15 protein-coding genes are annotated in these 15,571 nt (G+C 68.0%); 11 read left to right on the top strand and 4 right to left on the bottom strand.

Annotation, left to right across the window (positions count from 1 at the left end; all coding sequences use genetic code 11):
• Positions 1-46: 46 nt before the first annotated feature.
• Positions 47-619, bottom strand: coding sequence for a GNAT family N-acetyltransferase (locus tag ACZ4N5_RS36775; RefSeq protein WP_467761375.1), 573 nt, complete (start codon positions 617-619; stop codon positions 47-49).
• Between the two features lie 169 nt (positions 620-788).
• Between ACZ4N5_RS36775 and ACZ4N5_RS36770 the strand changes: the two genes are divergently transcribed.
• A complete protein-coding gene (locus tag ACZ4N5_RS36770) occupies positions 789-1,346 on the top strand; it encodes a pyridoxamine 5'-phosphate oxidase family protein (RefSeq protein WP_467761374.1) in 558 nt (185 codons plus the stop codon).
• Between the two features lie 111 nt (positions 1,347-1,457).
• Here ACZ4N5_RS36770 and ACZ4N5_RS36765 read toward each other — a convergent pair whose 3' ends face one another.
• Positions 1,458-2,357, bottom strand: a complete 900-nt coding sequence (locus ACZ4N5_RS36765; protein ID WP_467761373.1) for a helix-turn-helix domain-containing protein — start codon at positions 2,355-2,357, stop codon at positions 1,458-1,460.
• 119 nt (positions 2,358-2,476) lie between these two features.
• Here ACZ4N5_RS36765 and ACZ4N5_RS36760 point away from each other — a divergent pair, with 119 nt between their 5' ends.
• The 5 genes from ACZ4N5_RS36760 to ACZ4N5_RS36740 all read left to right on the top strand — a co-directional run bounded on the left by ACZ4N5_RS36760 (position 2,477) and on the right by ACZ4N5_RS36740 (position 9,053).
• Positions 2,477-4,009 (top strand): alpha/beta fold hydrolase, encoded by a 1,533-nt coding sequence (locus ACZ4N5_RS36760; RefSeq protein ID WP_467761372.1) that lies wholly within the window; start codon positions 2,477-2,479, stop codon positions 4,007-4,009.
• 290 nt (positions 4,010-4,299) lie between these two features.
• Positions 4,300-4,854 carry a toxin-antitoxin system, toxin component gene (locus tag ACZ4N5_RS36755; protein ID WP_467761371.1) on the top strand — a complete coding sequence of 185 codons (555 nt, stop codon included), beginning with the start codon at positions 4,300-4,302 and terminating at the stop codon, positions 4,852-4,854.
• Positions 4,855-4,857: 3 nt separating this feature from the next.
• Positions 4,858-6,063, top strand: a complete 1,206-nt coding sequence (locus tag ACZ4N5_RS36750) for an MAB_1171c family putative transporter (RefSeq protein WP_467761370.1) — start codon at positions 4,858-4,860, stop codon at positions 6,061-6,063.
• Positions 6,063-7,361, top strand: coding sequence for a hypothetical protein (locus tag ACZ4N5_RS36745; protein WP_467761369.1), 1,299 nt, complete (start codon positions 6,063-6,065; stop codon positions 7,359-7,361). Before ACZ4N5_RS36750 ends, ACZ4N5_RS36745 begins: the two co-directional genes overlap by 1 nt.
• A gap of 291 nt (positions 7,362-7,652) precedes the next feature.
• A complete protein-coding gene (locus ACZ4N5_RS36740) occupies positions 7,653-9,053 on the top strand; it encodes an FAD-dependent oxidoreductase (protein ID WP_467761368.1) in 1,401 nt (466 codons plus the stop codon).
• A 161-nt stretch (positions 9,054-9,214) separates the two neighbouring features.
• Here ACZ4N5_RS36740 and ACZ4N5_RS36735 read toward each other — a convergent pair whose 3' ends face one another.
• On the bottom strand, positions 9,215-10,030 hold the full coding sequence (locus tag ACZ4N5_RS36735; protein ID WP_467761367.1) for a DUF427 domain-containing protein: 816 nt from the start codon (positions 10,028-10,030) through the stop codon (positions 9,215-9,217).
• Positions 10,031-10,338: 308 nt separating this feature from the next.
• On the opposite strand from ACZ4N5_RS36735, the gene ACZ4N5_RS36730 reads away from it, so the two are divergent.
• The 5 genes from ACZ4N5_RS36730 (at position 10,339) to ACZ4N5_RS36710 (ending at position 14,101) form a co-directional block, all read left to right on the top strand.
• On the top strand, positions 10,339-10,806 hold the full coding sequence (locus ACZ4N5_RS36730) for a GNAT family N-acetyltransferase (RefSeq protein ID WP_467761366.1): 468 nt from the start codon (positions 10,339-10,341) through the stop codon (positions 10,804-10,806).
• Positions 10,807-10,849: 43 nt separating this feature from the next.
• Entirely contained in the window at positions 10,850-11,830 is a 981-nt protein-coding gene (locus ACZ4N5_RS36725; protein ID WP_467761365.1) for a phosphotransferase enzyme family protein, read from the top strand.
• Positions 11,831-12,029: 199 nt separating this feature from the next.
• The gene (locus tag ACZ4N5_RS36720) at positions 12,030-12,452 is read left to right on the top strand and encodes a pyridoxamine 5'-phosphate oxidase family protein (RefSeq protein WP_467761364.1); all 423 of its coding nucleotides are present in this window, start codon (positions 12,030-12,032) and stop codon (positions 12,450-12,452) included.
• Between the two features lie 119 nt (positions 12,453-12,571).
• A complete protein-coding gene (locus ACZ4N5_RS36715; RefSeq protein ID WP_467761363.1) occupies positions 12,572-13,135 on the top strand; it encodes a hypothetical protein in 564 nt (187 codons plus the stop codon).
• 207 nt (positions 13,136-13,342) lie between these two features.
• Complete coding sequence (locus ACZ4N5_RS36710; RefSeq protein ID WP_467761362.1) at positions 13,343-14,101, top strand: YrhB domain-containing protein; 759 nt, start codon at positions 13,343-13,345, stop codon at positions 14,099-14,101.
• A 104-nt stretch (positions 14,102-14,205) separates the two neighbouring features.
• On the opposite strand, the gene ACZ4N5_RS36705 is transcribed toward ACZ4N5_RS36710, so the two are convergent.
• On the bottom strand, positions 14,206-15,450 hold the full coding sequence (locus tag ACZ4N5_RS36705; protein WP_467761361.1) for a hypothetical protein: 1,245 nt from the start codon (positions 15,448-15,450) through the stop codon (positions 14,206-14,208).
• Positions 15,451-15,571: the final 121 nt, after the last annotated feature.

The raw sequence follows: 15,571 nt of genomic DNA, 5'->3' as shown, positions 1-15,571 counted from the left end.
CCTCGCCCCGGACCGTCCCGGACGCACATTCCGGAGCGGGCCCCCATCAGCGCAGGTCGAGCCGCATCAGGATGCGCGGGTGACCGGCCAGCACCGAGGTGGTGTCGGCGGCGTAGACGAACCCGGCGCGTTCGAAGTTCCTCCGCATCCCGGCGTACGCCATCGTCAGGTCCACCTCGGCGTCGCCGTTGTCCAGGGGGTACGCCTCGACGGCCGGCGCGCCGTGATCCCGGGCGAAGTCGACCGCACCGGTGACCAGGGCGTGCGAGATCCCCTTCTTCCGGTGGCCGGGGCGTACGCGGATGCACCAGAGCGACCACACCGGGAGGTCGTCGATGTGCGGGATCGTACGGCTGCGGGCGAACGAGGTGTCCGAGCGTGGTGCCACGGCGGCCCAGCCGACCGGCTCCTCACCGTCGTACGCGAGCACCCCCGGAGGAGGTTCCTTCCGGCACAGCTCGGCGACGTACTCTCCACGAGCCGGACCGCGAAGCTCGTTGTTGAGCTTGGAGGGGATGCGGTGGCTCAGGCACCAACAGACGGTGGCTGTCGGTGACTTCGGGCCGACCAGCGTACGGACATCCTCGAAGACCGAAGCCGGACGCACTGCGATGGTCATGACACCACCGTCTCACGGGTTCACGGGCGTGGCACCGGGCAGCCTGCGGCCCCGCGTTCCGTGCGAACGGTGATCCTGGCCGGGCGGGCGGACAGAAGAAGAAACAGGCGCGGCGATGATTTCGGGGCCGGCGACCGGTCGTTATCAGGGAGAGAAAGGGAGATCCGCCATGCCGACGCAGGAACCCGCAAAAGAACCCGTCACCGAGCTCGATGCCCGCTACAGCTCCGCGCTGAATCCCCGCCCGGGTGCCGCGGACGTCACCGCCACCGAGTGGGCCGAGGCCCAGCGGCTGCTGGAGGCCGCCGAGATCTTCTGGCTGTCCACGGTGCGGCCCGACGGTCGGCTGCACGTCACTCCCGTGATCGCCGCCTGGCACGACGGGGTGCTGTACTTCTCCACCGGCGCTGGGGAGCAGAAGGCCAAGAACCTCGCTCATGACGGCCACTGCGCGCTGACCACCGGCGGGAACTCGCTCACCGAAGGGATCGACCTCGTGATCGAGGGCAAGGCGGAGCCCGTTGCCGATCGGGCGACGCTGGAGAAGGTGATCGCGGCGTACGAGGCGAAGTACGGGGCGCACATCACCTCGCCGGAGGGCACCTTCCACGGGATCGGGGACGCGTTCCGAAAGGGGGACGTGATGGTGTTCGCGGTGGCCCCGGCCACCGCGTACGGCTTCGGTCGCGACGACGGCGTCTACACCCATACGCGGTGGGCGTTCTGAGCAGCGAGGCTCTCTGAGACTGGGGGTCTGGAGGACTCCTGGTGGGCTTCCCCGTCCCCGGAAATGCCATCGGAAAAGCCACCGGGAAAGCCACCGGGAAGACCGCCCGGTTCAGTCCGCCGTGCCGGCCATCTGGTTGTCCAGCGCGGTGCAGAGCCAGTCGTGGGTGGCGCCGGGGGTCGGGTCCGGCGAGTCGGTCAGCTCGGCGGTGAGTTTCCAGTAGTGGTCGATACGGGGGTCCGCGGCCAGTACCCCGCCGAGTCGGCGGCGAAAGGCGGGCGTGTCCCGCGTACCGCGTGAGCGGGCGTAGGCGGAGACGAAGCAGTCGAGTGCCTCGCCCTCGTGCGGTGGCCGCTCCGCCCGCAGCTGCGGCGATGCCAGTGCGTACGCCTCGACGAGACCGTCGTAGAGCACAGCCGGGCGGCCCCCGTCGGGCCGGTGCGCCGCGGGCTGACCGTTGCCCGTGCCGGGGCAGGGGGCGGTGACGAAGGCGTGCAGCCGGGTGAAGGCCAGCACCTGGGCCGGCGTCGGGCCTTCGGGAAGCTGCGGAACGGAGTGTTCGACGATGGCCGAGACGAGGCGGGCCGGGAGCCTCGGTGGCAGCCAGCGCCGCCAGAACCGCGCCAGTGGTGCCGTGCTGGGCGGAACGGACACGGCGCCGATCAGCCGCAGCCGCGCGGCGCGCTCCTCCGGTGGGCAGTCCTGGAGCAGTTGGAGGGCCGCCTCCTGCCAGCGCAGGGCGGTGAGCCGCGAGCCGATCTGCCGCAGCTGCCCCGCGACGACGTCCTCCAGCGTGTCCTCCTGGTCGAGGATCCGTTCTACTTCGGGAACCGGCAGGTCGAGGGTGCGCAGGGAGCGGATGAGGTGGAGCCGGTCGAGTGCCTCGGGGCCGTACCGGCGATGGCCTCCGATGCTGCGGGCGCCTTCGGGCAACAGACCCCGGTCCGAATAGAAGCGGACGGTCTTGACGGTGACGCCCGCGCGCTCGGCGAGCTCTCCGATGCTCCACATGCTGTCAGGGGACACGGGCACGGGCTTGAACCTCCCTCAGGGGGAGTTCCTACGGTACCGGCGAGCGCGGAGCGCCGGTACGGCCGGTCCCGCGGACCACCGTGTGCGAGGAGACAGAGATGACGGCATTCATCCTGGTGGCGGGCGCCCACACCGGCGGCTGGATATGGCGGGAAGTGGCCGCCCGGCTACGGGAGTCGGGGGCGGACGCGTATCCGGTGACGCTCACCGGCATGGACGACCGCGGCGCTCCGGCGGGACCCGAGACGGACCTGGAGACGCATGTCCACGATCTGCTGCGGCTGATCGACGAGGTGGACGCGACGGAGGTGGTGATGGTCGGTCACTGCTACGGCATCTACCCGGTACTCGGCGCGGCCGACCGGCGTCCGGAGCGGATCGCCCGGATCGTCCACCTGGATGCGGGCATGCCCCGGCATGGCGACCGGGCCCTGACCCTGGTACCCGACGCGGGGGTCCGCGACCGGCTGTTGCACGGGGCCGGTGCGGCTGAGAACGAATGGCTGCTCCCTCCGCCGCCACTTGAGGGGTGGCAGAACTGGGGCAGCGTCACCGGGCTCCCGTCGGCCGTCCTGACCCGGCTGGCGGAGAACGCCGTCCCACAGCCGGTGGGCACGCTCACCCAGCCGCTCCGCCTGTCGGGAGCGGTCTCCGTGTTGCCGACGACGGGCGTCCTGTGCACCGGCAACGGTTCGAGCATCGCGATGGTGGAGGGGTTGGTGGGATCGGGGGACCCCCGCTTCCAGGTCCTCTCCGAGCCTCGGGTGAGCTTCTTCGAACTCGACACCGGGCACTGGCCGATGCTCTCCCGCGCCCACGAAGTGGCCGAGGTACTGCTCCGGGCCGCAGCGGGAGAAGGACACCGGGTGACCGCCGCGGTGAGCGGACAGCCGGCGCACCTTCGCCCGTTCCTGATGGACGTACCGGAGCGGCGTCGCGAGCGGATCGGACGGGTCGATCTGCACCTCCCCGATGACCTCTCCGCCGAACGCCCTGAAGCCGCCGGTCCGTGGCCGGCGGTGGTGTTCGTCCACGGCGGCCCGGTCCACCCCGACATGCGGCCGACCCCTCGCGACTGGCCGGGGTTCCTGGGCTACGCCCGCTACGTGGCGGGTATGGGAGCGGTCGGCGTGACGCTGGACCATCGGCTGCACGATCTCGCCGACTACGGACGGGCCGCCGAGGACATCGCCGAAGCGGTCGACCTCGTACGGGCCGATCCGCGCGTCGACGAAAACCGCGTGGCACTGTGGTACTTCTCCGCCGGCGGGTTGTTGTCGGCGGATCGGCTCGCGGCACCCCCGCCGTGGTTGCGGTGTGTGGCGGCGACCTATCCGATCCTCGCACCGCTGCCGAACTGGGCGCTTGTGGATTCCAGGTTCCGCCCGGCGGTCGCGGTACGGACCGCGGGACGGTTGCCGATCGTGTTGACCCGGGTGGAACTGGAGCGCGCGGAGATCGCGGTGACGGTCGAGGAGTTCCTGGCCGCCGCCAAGGAGTGCGACGCCGACGTCGAGGTGATCGACGTACCACTCGCCCACCACGGTTTCGAGACGACCGACCACACCGAGCGGGCGCGCCGCGCCGTGGAACGCGCGGTGCGGTCCGTGTTGGGGCATCTGAGGGGCTAGGCACGCAATGCGCCGGGTCCGGATCAGACCATTTCCGGTCTGATCGGCATTTCTGCCCCCCTCAGCTTCTACGCTTCACAGAACATGGTGTGGCAGAGGGGGTACCTGGTTTGACATATTTGTGAGCCGAGTTGGGGCGTGCTCGAGCCCGTCCCGTTCGGATGACAGCGGGGTTGCGCCGGTATCGACTCATCGACACGAGCCCAAAACGCCTCAGTCGGGTGTTCAGACAAGGCGGGAACGACAGGCGCCGTGCGACGGTGCTCATGCTGAGCTTCGCGGGGAGAGCAGTGCGTACAGGCAAAGCCAAGGAGATGCGCGACCTGATCGGTCAACTGACCGACGGACTGAGACTTCCCGTTCCCACCACCCCGGACACTCTGTTCGCAGCGCTGATCGACAGGGTCTCCGAGATCAGGGGCCGTCGGGTCATCCTCCTCAAGGAAGAGTTCCCGCACCGCACCGCCACGGGCTTATGGCTTGACATGCCGGAGCACGACATCATCGTCGTAGACAAACGTGCGGCGCCGGTCCACATGCTTGCGATCATCTGCCACGAGATCTGGCACATGGTCAAGGAGGACTGCGGCCAACACGCCACGGGCGTCTCCGTTGCGGCACGAGCGCTGAACGGTCGGGCCGACCTGCATCAGGCGGTGAGGGCCGTGGCCGCACGTACCGAGTTCCACGAGCGCTCGGAACAGGAAGCCGAAACCTTCGCGCTACGGGCAGTGACGCATCTGCGGATCTGGCTGGAGGGGGAGCCCAGCAGCCCCTCCACGGACCGGACCCAGGTCGCGGGCCGGATCGGAGCCTCGCTGGGACACCGCCAGTCCAAGGCCTGACCGGTGGACGCCTCCTACTACATACCCGCGCTTGCCCTGTGGGCTGGTCTCGCGGCAAAACTGCCTGATCTGGTGCGGACCTGGCGCGACCCGCTGGTCCGGTCGGTTTGCTGGGTGATCTTCCTGGGCGGCGCCGGATTCGTTTTCGCCGCCCCACCTACTGTCGCAGCCGTGAACCACGCCAGCGGCATCCCGAATCTCGCCGCTCCCCTCGACTACGCCATCGTCAGCGCCTACAGCGCCTCCTGCCTGTTGCTGATTCTTCACTGGCGCGGAGGGCCGGCCAACCATGTGCGCCGTCTGGCTCGACGATGGCAGATCGGCTACGCCATCCTGATCACGCTGCTTGTCGTCCTCTTCAGCATGGGAGATGCCTCCGTCGAGCGGCGTACAGATCTTGACACCTACTACGCCACCACGCCGTGGATAGGGCAGATGATCGCGCTGTACCTGCTCGGCCATGTGACCGCCGCGGTGACAACCACGGCGATGTGCTGGCGCTGGGCGCTGCAGGTCCACGGATGGCTACGGGCCGGGTTGTGGCTCCTCGTTGCAGCCTGGCTGTTGAACCTGTCGTTCAGCACCCTGAAGATCATCGCGGTGGCGGCGAGATGGGCCGGCAACGACTGGGACGTTCTGAGCACCATCCTGGCCCCCGGCCTCGTAGGCCTGGCCGCCACGATTGCCACCGTCGGATTCACGGTTCCGCTGCTGGGCCCGCGGGTGGTCCGGCTCTGGCACGTCGTGGTCACCTGGTGGCGGCTTGGCCCCTTGTGGCACGAACTCAGCAGCGCCTCCCCCAACAGCCCGCTCGTCGCCCCTATCCCTTGGTATTCCTCGTACTCCGTGCGGCTCACCCAGCGTGAGGCCGGCATCCAGGACGGGCTGAACCTCGTCCGCCCTCATCTCGATCACCGGGTTCGCCGGCGCGCACAGTCAGCGGCCCGGTCCGCGGGCCTCGGAAGCGAGGATGCCTCACGCGTCGGCCTCGCGGCGATGATCACTGCTGCCGTCCACGCCCAGTCCAACGACACTTCCTCCCCTACCGACGCCATCGACCACTGTGCCGACCTCGCGACGCGCACCACCTTGGTGGGGGTGGCACGTGCTTTGCGTTCGTCCCCCATCGTCGCGGCGGCCCGTGCCGCGGCTGCGGCCGAAGTCGACGAAGGAAACCAGGCCAACTCCCCCGAAGGAGCGGCGAGCTAGTGGACAGCGGCATCGTCTTCTACATTCCGGGCGTCCTCCTCCTGCTCGCCGCCGGGCTGAAGCTGTCGGCCGGCCCGGGAGTCTGGCGGGACTCACTCATCGCATCGAGCAGCGCGATCCTTCTGGCCGGCTCCGCCGCGTGCATCCTGTCCGCCCCGCCCACGATCCGGTTCGTCAATGACGCAACCGGCGTGGCGAACTTCAGCGCCCCGCTGGTCTACTCGGGCATGACCGCGCTCAGCGCTGCCTACCTCACACTGATGATCAATTGGAAGGGCGGGCCGCCGGACACCCGACAGCACGCCGTCCGGCTCGTACTGGCCGTGTACGGGCTGGTGATCGCAGGTATCTGGGTCTTGTTCGTCCAGGCAGACGTGCCCGTGGAACGGGCCCAGGACCTGGACACCTACTACGCCACCACGCCCTACATGCGCGAAATGATCGTGCTGTACATGGTCGCGCACACAGCCGCCACCATCGCCCTCGCGGCCATGAGCGTGAGCTGGCTCCGGGAGGTGCATGGCGTGACCCGCGCCGGCTTGGTCCTGGTCGTGGTCGGCCTGACGTTCGACGCGGGCTACCAAGTCGCCAAGTACACCGCCATGACGGCCCGCTGGGCGGGCGTCGACTGGGACTTCCTCTCCACCGATGTCTCCCCTCCGCTGGTCATGCTCGCGGGAATCACCTGCGCCTGCGGCTTCGCCGTACCCAGGATCGGGCCGCCGGCAGTCGCCAATCTCCGCGCCTGGAGGCGCTACCGGCTGCTGAAGCCGCTGTGGGCGGAAATGCAGATGCTGCGTGCGCCGACAGCGGGGATCATCCGCTGGTGGGATCCGCCGGTCGTACGCCTGGCACGGCAGGAGATCGCAATCTGGGACGGCTTCTTGGCCTGTTCGCCCTATCTTGATGACCAGGTGCGCACGACTGCGTACACAGAGGCGGTGGCGTTATATGCCGCTGCCGGTACCTCCGGCGTACGAGCGTTCCTGCAGTCGACAGCCGATGTCGTCAGGCAGCCCTTCAGTGCAGCGCCGCAAACTGCGACGCGGCACGCAACTGACGGCGTGCCAGAGCAAGTCGCCCATCAGGCCGCACTGGTGGCCGAGGCTGCGATGCTGGCCGCAGCCCGCGTGCACGTTTTCCACCCTGGCAGCACCGAGGTACCGGCGAGAGTGGGGGCGCTGCAGTCCCTTTCGAGACCGCAACTGATGGTGCGTCTCTCGCGGGCGCTGTCGTCGTCGCCGATCGTGGCCAAGGCACGGCGGCACGCCGCCGCACAGGCCACCCGGCGGGAGTAGCGCAACTGCGGGACGGTGTGTTCCTCACGCCGCCTGCGGCCACCGGATACGCCCCCTGATCCACCCGCCGTTGAATGACGCTCAACGAGTGGTGGTCAACTCCGCATCCCTCACTGAACAATGGGACGCCGTATCGGCTTCGGGGCACGTCCGACCCCGGCACCCAAGGAATTGAGACTGCGTCACGACGCGCCACCTCGAACGACCGACTCGCGCTGGATGCCGCTGTCGCGCATGGCCGAGCACCGTCCGACGTCTGCCCTTTCCCTGTAAGAGAAATGAGTGCCCCCTATGCCATCGTCTGCCAGAACTGCCTCCCGTCGCACCGCGGTGGTGATCGGAGGGGGGATGACGGGCATGCTCGCCGCAGCTGTGCTCGCCGACTTCGCAGACGTTCGGATCATTGAACGCGATGTGCTGCCCGACGGCCCACAGCCCCGCAAGGGACTGCCGCAGGCCCGCCACGCTCACGTGCTGTGGTCGGGCGGCGTGAAGGCACTCGAGGACCTCCTGCCTGGCAGCATCGCGCAGCTCGTCGCCTGCGGCGCCAACACACCGCGCATCATGACCGATTTGGTGTCCAAGGCCCCGTCCGGCCAGTGGTTCCGCAGGTTCAGCCACGCCCGCCACACCAATCTGGTGTGCAGCCGCGACCTCCTCGACGCCGTGATACGCACCAGAGTTCTGCAGGACGAGCGCATCACCCTCCTCCAGCAGACCGAACTGCTCGCCCTGCGGGGCGACGGGGACCGGGTGACCGGCGTCAGCATTCTGGCGGACCGGTCCGAACAATCCGTCCCGGCCGACATGGTGATCGACGCGAGCGGTCGGGCGAGCCGTGCCCCCAATTGGCTACAGGATCTCGGGCTCCCAGCGGTCGAGGAGCGGTCCGTCGATTCCGGCATCGGCTACGCCAGCCGGATATACCGCGCACCTGGCAGCACCGCTCACGGCTTCCCCATCGTCAATGTCCAGGCCGATCCCCGCCAAGTCCCCAGCCGTGGTGGCATCATCACTCCCATAGAAGACGCCCGGTGGCTCGTGACGCTCTCCGGAACCCGCGGCGGGCAGCCCGGCAGCAACAACGACGACTTCCTGCCTTTCGCCCTGAGCCTGCCTCACCCCATCATCGGCGAACTGCTGGCCGGTGCCCAACCCGAGACCGACGTCATCACCACCCGCAGCACAGCCAACAAACGGCGCTACTACGAGAAGTCCCTCCGCTGGCCCGATGGCTTCGCCGTGCTCGGTGACGCCGTCGCCGGCTACAACCCGGTATACGGTCACGGGCTGAGCGCCGCCGCACAGAGCGTCATCGCCCTGCGCCGCGTCCTGCAGCAGCGGCCCATAGACGCACCCGGCACCGCTCGGCGTATCCAAAAAGCCGCGGCACGCCCAGTCGAGAACGCCTGGAGCCTGGCCGTGGGCCAGGATGTGTTCTACCCGGGCGCCAGCGACCAGCCTCCCACCCGCCTCGAAACAACTCTCGCCGCGTTCGTCGACAAGGCAGTTGATGCCGGCTCGCGCAACCCGCATGCCCTACGCATCCTGCTGGATGTAATGAGCATGGAAAAACCGCCTGCCCGGCTGCTGATGCCCGACATGCTCGCCCTTGTCTACCTCGGCCGGAAGCAACCTTCTCTGGAAGGCCCGCCGCTGACGGAGCACGAACGCGGGGCCGTCGCCACCTGATCGGTTGAAGCAGGCGGATCAATCAGTTCGAGCGGTTGCAGCCCGCACCCAACTCACGGCGCAGAGCTTTCAGTTGGTGTGCGCCTGCTCTTTGAGGAGCTGCCGTTCCTCGTCGGACCATGGGGCGGTGTCGGCGGCGCCCGCTGTCGCCGCACTCGCCGTCATGTCGGCGGCTGCTCCACGAGCGTTTTGGTGAACGGGGTGACGGGACGCTCCAGGGCTTCGCCGTCCGTCGTGATGTCGACCGCCTCGTTGTAGAACGCGAGGAGATTTTTGATCGCGCCCACGGCGGGCAGTGGCTCCGGGTAGCTCCATACGACGTTCGGCGGGACGCCGGCCCCACCCTGCCTCGACCAGTACTCGGCCGTGCCTTTGTAGGGACACCCGGTGCTGTGGTCGGTGGGTACGAACAGGTCCAGGCGGACGTCCTCGCGCGGGATGTAGAACCGCGTCGGCAGGCCGGTCTCGAAGAGCAGGACCGGGCAGTGGGTGTCGGCGACGAGTGTGCCGTCGATCTCGACCCTGACGTGGCGGCTGCTGGGCATGGCGTCCACACGTTTGTGCGGGTCGCGAGGGTGGATGAAGATCTCTTCCTCCTCCTCGTACCAGTGGTCCAGGCCTCGGCCTACGCGCCGGAACCACTCGAAGGCGATGTGTTCGGCCAGATCGGCCGTGGCGAACGTCCAGGCCGCGTTCGCCAGCAGCTCACCGCCGAGCTCGAGGTCGTAGAAGATCTGTGATCCGGTGTGCGTGCCCGTCGGGGGGTTCTTCGCAGGGCGGAGCAGGTCCTCGCGAACCTCCTCGCGTGGGAAGGCGTACAGCGGCACCGGAACCTCGGGCTCCCATACAAGAACGGGATGCCGACTGTCGACGACGGTGACATCGCCGGTGCGGCCGCGCACCCAGCGTTCGCTGGGCTCCCACAGGAGGCCATCCGGGGTTGTCCGGACGGATCGCGCGGTGGGGAACGTGGTCATGACCGTCTCTCCTTCGGCCAATCCGCCCCACGACTGAACCCGGACACCGTGCTCGCGCATCAGGTACAGGTCGAGAGAGTCCAGGTCAAGCTTGCGCAAGGAAGAATCGAAGGCGCGCTGGGTATTCACCTCGGCAGTTGCGTTCTGGACCCACAGTTTAGTGGTGACGAACATTTTGTCGCGAGCGATGCTGTTCGAGTGGGCCGAGGGCATCGGCCCGTCTGCGGTCGTTACGGCCGGACCACGAAGGCGGTAACGGTGGCGGTGGCGGTGGCGGTGGCGGTGGCGGTCAGAGAGTAATGAGGGCCTTGGCGGAGTGGGATCTTCGGCCGGCGTCTCTTCGAGACGTCGAGGCAGTGGCCGAGTTGCGTGCCGTGGTGCTGCGGGCGGATCTGGAACGTCTCGGGCGGTACGACGCGCAACGGGTGCGGCAGCGGCTGCGGGACGGCTTCGACCCGGCCCACACCTGGCTGATCGAGGTCGGTCGCGCATTCGCCGGCTGCGTGGCCGTGCGACCGGCCGCAGACGCCCACTGGCTCGAGCACTTCTACCTGACCCCACGTCTTCAGGGCAGCGGAATCGGTTCGGGCGTGCTGAGCGAGTTGCTGAAGCAGGCCGATCGCCTCGGTGTCCTGATCCGACTCAACGTACTGCAGGGCAGTCCGGCTCAACGTCTTTACGAGCGGCACGGGTTCACCGTCGAGACAGAGGATCCGGTGGATGTGTTCATGGTCCGCAACCCCGCCGTCGCAGCCGTATCCGGTCCATGGCGCTGATCCGTGGTCAGCACCGTCCACCCCTTTCTGGAGGCGTCCCTGTATGCGCGACACAGCCGAAAACATGGCGGAGACCTACGATCTCGGTGCCGGGCCCTGGACATTGACACCGGTCACCCGCGGCGCACTGGGCCAGATCTGGAAGTTGTCCGGGAGCGGGTCCTCGTGGGCGGTCAAGGAACTCCTCTTCGGCTGCGACGAAGCTCAGGTCCGCCGGGAGGCCGCGTTACGGCAGGCCGCGGAGAACCTGGGCATCGCCTCACCTCGGCTCATTCCCGATCGCCACGGCGCGTTCGTCTCCCGTCTCGCCTCCTCTTCCGGCGGGTCCCACGTCAAGTTGTACGACTGGATCGACGGCCCGACGGCTGACGCGTCCGATCCCGACATCCTGGACTGGTTCGGGCGGACCATGGCGCTCCTCCACACGGCGGGAGCGGGCGCGAGTGAGACGCCGGGCTCTTGGTACGAGCAGTGCCCGCAGGACGCCGAATGGAAGGATCTGCACACACGGGTTCAGCACGCCGGCCTGCCGTGGTCCGACGCGCTGGGCCGGTTCGTCGCCACGTCCGCGGCTGATCTGGCGCGATGGGTGACCCCGTCCGAGCCCGACGATCTGGTGACGTCGCATCTCGACCTGCAGCCGCAGAACGTTCTGGTCGGCCCGGACGGTCCGGTCCTCCTCGACTGGGACAACGCCGGTCCGGCTTCGGCGGAACGAGAGCTCGCCCGTGCCCTGTACGTGTGGTCGGGCCGCAACCGGACCATAGTGGATTCCGCCAGGCGATTGGCTCGGGGCTACCGGAGCGCCGGAGGCCCTGCCACTGTCAAAGGGCCACAGTCGTTCTCGATGCTTTTCGCGACGGACCTGAACTTCATCCGCGTACAGGCCGAGTGCGCCATCGATCCGACCGTGACCGCAGCGCAGCGAGAGTTCGCGAGCGACCAGGTCGTTGCTTCGTTGCGCGGCGTCCCGGATCTGTCAGCCGTCTCCCGGCTGACCGCGGCTCTTGAGGCGTCGTGGTGACCGACGGCGGCGCGGGCCGGGTGGTCCGTACACGCTGTCCGGCCGGGTGGTGCTCAGAGGGGCGGTGACGTCCGGCCGGCGGCCCCAGGGGCTCGGTCGGTACGGCCCGGGTGCGTCACACGGTCCCAGTCCTTCGCCTGCCCCGATGTAGGGCCGACCGGCCCTACACGGGCCCGGCGCGGGGAGGGACGATGGTTCGATGTCCCAGTACGACGCCTTTCACGAACTCGACCGGCAGGAGTGCATCCGCCTGCTGGCCAAGGTCGCGGTCGGCCGCGTGGTCTACACCCGGCAGGCACTGCCCGCGGTCCTTCCCGTCAACTTCTCCCTGGACACGGACAACTCTGTCCTGCTGCGCACCTCGTCGGACTCGGATCTCGTCCGCGCGATCGACGGCGTCGTGGTCGCCTTCGAGGCGGACGAGTTCGACGCGGAGACCCGGTCCGGCTGGAGCGTGGTCGTCACCGGACGGGCCACCGTCGTGACGGACCCCGCCGAGCACGAGCGGCTGGCGCAGGTCGGCCCCACATCCTGGATGCCCTTGCCGAACGCGGTGTCCGTGCGGATCGAATCCGAGATGGTCACCGGCCGCGACCTCAGAGGAGCACGCGGAGCGGAGTGACGGCACCCGTCCGCGTCGGGCGATTGGCTTGGGCCGCCTGCCGCGCGGACGAGGCATGCGTTGACGGGGCCGCGCGGGCCGCGTGCGCGCATGGGGCATACGCCTCGCCGCTGCTCACCGTGACGGACGAGCTCCAGGCCGCGAATAGGGTGTCCCTCATGATCAGCCAACAGGACGTCCAGCGGAACGAGTTCGTCATCGCGGACGGATTGAGTCCGGCCGACATCGAGCACGTTCACCGCGAGGCGCTTCGTGTCCTGCGCTCCGGCATCGACTCAGCCGACCTCGACGCCTACAGCGACGAACCTTGGCCGCCCGCCGTAGTGAACTCCTACGAACGCACGTTGTCCCTCGGCCGTGAACAGGTCGCCGACGGCACTCGCTCCCGGCGGGACGACCCAGGCATGGGGATCGGCATCGATGTGCGCGACGACGAGCAGTTCGGCGTGCTCCTGGACCTGGCTCCTTACACGATCAACGCGGAAGGCCGGCAGGGCGACTGCTTGATATTCAGCGCGAACGACACAGGAACCTCCCTGTGTATCGCGGTCACTCAAAGTCAGGAGACAGCCCTTCTTTCCCGACTGGCCGCACTGGGCATCCCCTCGACGGTCCTCGTTCCCCTCCCACCCAGACGGCGACGCTGGAGTATCTTCAGGCTTCGGACGCGCGAGGCCGAATAGTCAGTGAGCGCGTGGAGCCACACGGTCGGTGAGTCGCTTCGGCCATCCCCTGCAGGGCTGGTTGTCCCTGTCGATCAGAAAACGCGCTCGCTGCCACGGTGCCGCGCTCTCGGCACAGTTCACGACAGCCGCGGCCACGCACACACCAGGGAGCCGGCCGCCGGACGGGCCCGGTGATGCTCGCCACCGGGATCGTGAAATTCGGTCGTGGGGACTGGCAGAATCGCTGATGCTGTCGAGACGATCGCCCGCGAGTTCGCTGTTCTGCTGGTCGAAGCACAGTTGGAGCGGGACTACCGCGCGGAGCTGACGGTGTGCGGCAGTTCCGTCCGGGCGGCTGTCTCCCATGTCAAGGAGCACGCGCTCGGCTGGATCGTCGGCTGGCAGTCCGTGGACTACCTGCGCACGCGGGACACCCGGCACTCCTTGGTCGGCAACGGCTCCTGCTTCGTGGACAAGCAGGACGGCAGCCTGCACCGGATCCCGGTTCCCCGCTCTGCCGGGCATCGCCCCACATCGCCGTGGGCAGACCGCTCAACGGTGCGGAACGAGATTCTTGGGGCCTTCCGCGAGCCGGCCGCCGACGACGACGCACCGTGCATCCGTGACGTCGCCACCCCAGAACCCCGTTCGCACGAAACGGAGTTGGTCGCCCATCTCCGTGCCGCCTCCGTTCTGGCCGTATCCGGCTCGACGGACTACGACGTGCTGCGCGGCGACGGAACCGCGATCCACGAAGTCTCGCTGCAGACCGACGGGACATGGTTCTGGTTCTCCAGCCTGGCCTACTACGTCGAGACCTACCACCTGGCGCTCGACGACCACTTCCTCTCACACGCTGCCGCCTCCGGCCGGCAACCACCCCAACTCGTCCTTGCCGAACTGCTCTCGTTGGAGGAGCAACTCGTTGACGACATCATCCTGTGCTCCCGCGGGGCCCAGGGTCCGACGGCGGTCGGACCCTGACTGCGAGGTGCTGGGTCGCCGTTGCAACGCCGCTCCGGAGCGTCATGCGTGTGCGCCTTCGCAGGTCCAGGCCCGACTGCCGTCGTCGCGGACACCCGCCGCTGCTACGAACCGTCCGCGTGCACCGCGTACACGTAGCGCTTGTTGACGTATTCGCCAAGGTTCCAGATCACGGACTCGCTGAAGGCCCAGCCGGAAGCCCCGCTGCTGTGGTAGCTGAGGTCTTCGCACCCGATGACCAGGTCGCACACGGTGCTGGCCGTCGAGCCCCCGGACGTGAAGGTGCGCAGTGTTCCCTTGGTGGAGGTGCCGTCACTGGCGGAGAGATAGTGCTTGCTGTTGCGGGACACCACGCCCTGGATCTTCTGCTGGCTGACGGTGACGGCCTCCGACGCGGTGAGCGAGCCGAGTTGCCGGTCGGTGTAGTCGAGGTTCCAGCGGACCACCTTGGGCGTGGTGGTGCCGACACCGGTGCCGTTGAAGGTGCCGTCCGTGTAGCTGACCGCGCCGGACAGGGAGTACTCGCTCACGACGAGGCTGTCGGGGGTGCTCGCGCGGTCCAGCCCGATGGCCGTGTAGCGCAGGTAGGTTCCCGCGTTGTCGTAGGCCTGGCTCTGCGGCAGGACGTACTGGTAGCCGTACCCGTAGTAGGACCCGTCGGTGTGCAGACCGCACACGTCCTTCTCGGTGAGAGGCACCTTGAAGAGGGTGTTCAGATCGAATACCCGCAGTCCCTTGTATGTGTCGACCACATAGAGGAGGTTGCCGTACCACATGATGCCGCCGGCATGCTTGCGGATGGGGTTGAACGAGAACTCGCCCGTGGAGGTCTTGACGGGCTCGACCAGCAGGACGTGCCGGTACTTCGGTGTCGACGCGTTGTTGTAGTTGACGAACGTGAGCCGCAGACCCTTGTCGATCGCGTACTCGTCGACTCCGTCACCGTCGGGATCGGTCTCGAAGTACCAGGAGGCGAGGACGACGCGGTTGCTTCCGCCTTCGGGATAGTTGCCGTTGCCATAGGCATCCGCGCTGGTGGTGACGCCCTGGGGAATCCAGTAGTCGACCGCCTGGTCGTCGGAGTCCCAGGCGAAGCCGGTCTCGAAGGCCTCGGCCGTGCTGGGGGCGCTGGTGAGATGGGTGGCACTGCGGTTGACGTCGGCGATGACGGTGGTCGCGTCCACCTTGGGCAGCTTGGTCGCCAGACCGGCGGACAGGTCGGCGAACTCGCCGTAACTGTTGGAGGTCCTGCTGGTGAGGGTGAACTGGCCGGCGTCGATGGTGGCCGCCTGAGCGGGGGAGGCGGAAAGAAGGCTGCTTGCGGCTCCGATGAACGGTGCGGCAGCCATTCCCTTGATGATCGCTCTTCGTGTCATGGTCACACCACGAAACTATGTTTCCTTGATCAACAACGCAAGAGGCATCATCTTATTCGACTTGTTCGACTTGTTCGACGAGGCAGCCCGCCCC

It is taken from the genome of Streptomyces sp. NPDC026500, assembly GCF_055567635.1.
The sequence above is the reverse complement of the archived record's forward strand: the minus strand, read 5'-3'. Positions and strand labels throughout refer to the sequence as shown.

Excerpts from the sequence above, each read along its gene's own strand:
- ACZ4N5_RS36775 (WP_467761375.1), bottom strand. The coding sequence starts at position 619 with ATGACCATCGCAGTGCGTCCGGCTTCGGTCTTCGAGGATGTCCGTACG.
- ACZ4N5_RS36770 (WP_467761374.1), top strand. The coding sequence starts at position 789 with ATGCCGACGCAGGAACCCGCAAAAGAACCCGTCACCGAGCTCGATGCC.
- ACZ4N5_RS36765 (WP_467761373.1), bottom strand. The coding sequence starts at position 2,357 with ATGTGGAGCATCGGAGAGCTCGCCGAGCGCGCGGGCGTCACCGTCAAG.
- ACZ4N5_RS36760 (WP_467761372.1), top strand. The coding sequence starts at position 2,477 with ATGACGGCATTCATCCTGGTGGCGGGCGCCCACACCGGCGGCTGGATA.
- ACZ4N5_RS36740 (WP_467761368.1), top strand. The coding sequence starts at position 7,653 with ATGCCATCGTCTGCCAGAACTGCCTCCCGTCGCACCGCGGTGGTGATC.
- ACZ4N5_RS36735 (WP_467761367.1), bottom strand. The coding sequence starts at position 10,030 with ATGACCACGTTCCCCACCGCGCGATCCGTCCGGACAACCCCGGATGGC.
- ACZ4N5_RS36725 (WP_467761365.1), top strand. The coding sequence starts at position 10,850 with ATGCGCGACACAGCCGAAAACATGGCGGAGACCTACGATCTCGGTGCC.
- ACZ4N5_RS36720 (WP_467761364.1), top strand. The coding sequence starts at position 12,030 with ATGTCCCAGTACGACGCCTTTCACGAACTCGACCGGCAGGAGTGCATC.
- ACZ4N5_RS36705 (WP_467761361.1), bottom strand. The coding sequence starts at position 15,450 with ATGGCTGCCGCACCGTTCATCGGAGCCGCAAGCAGCCTTCTTTCCGCC.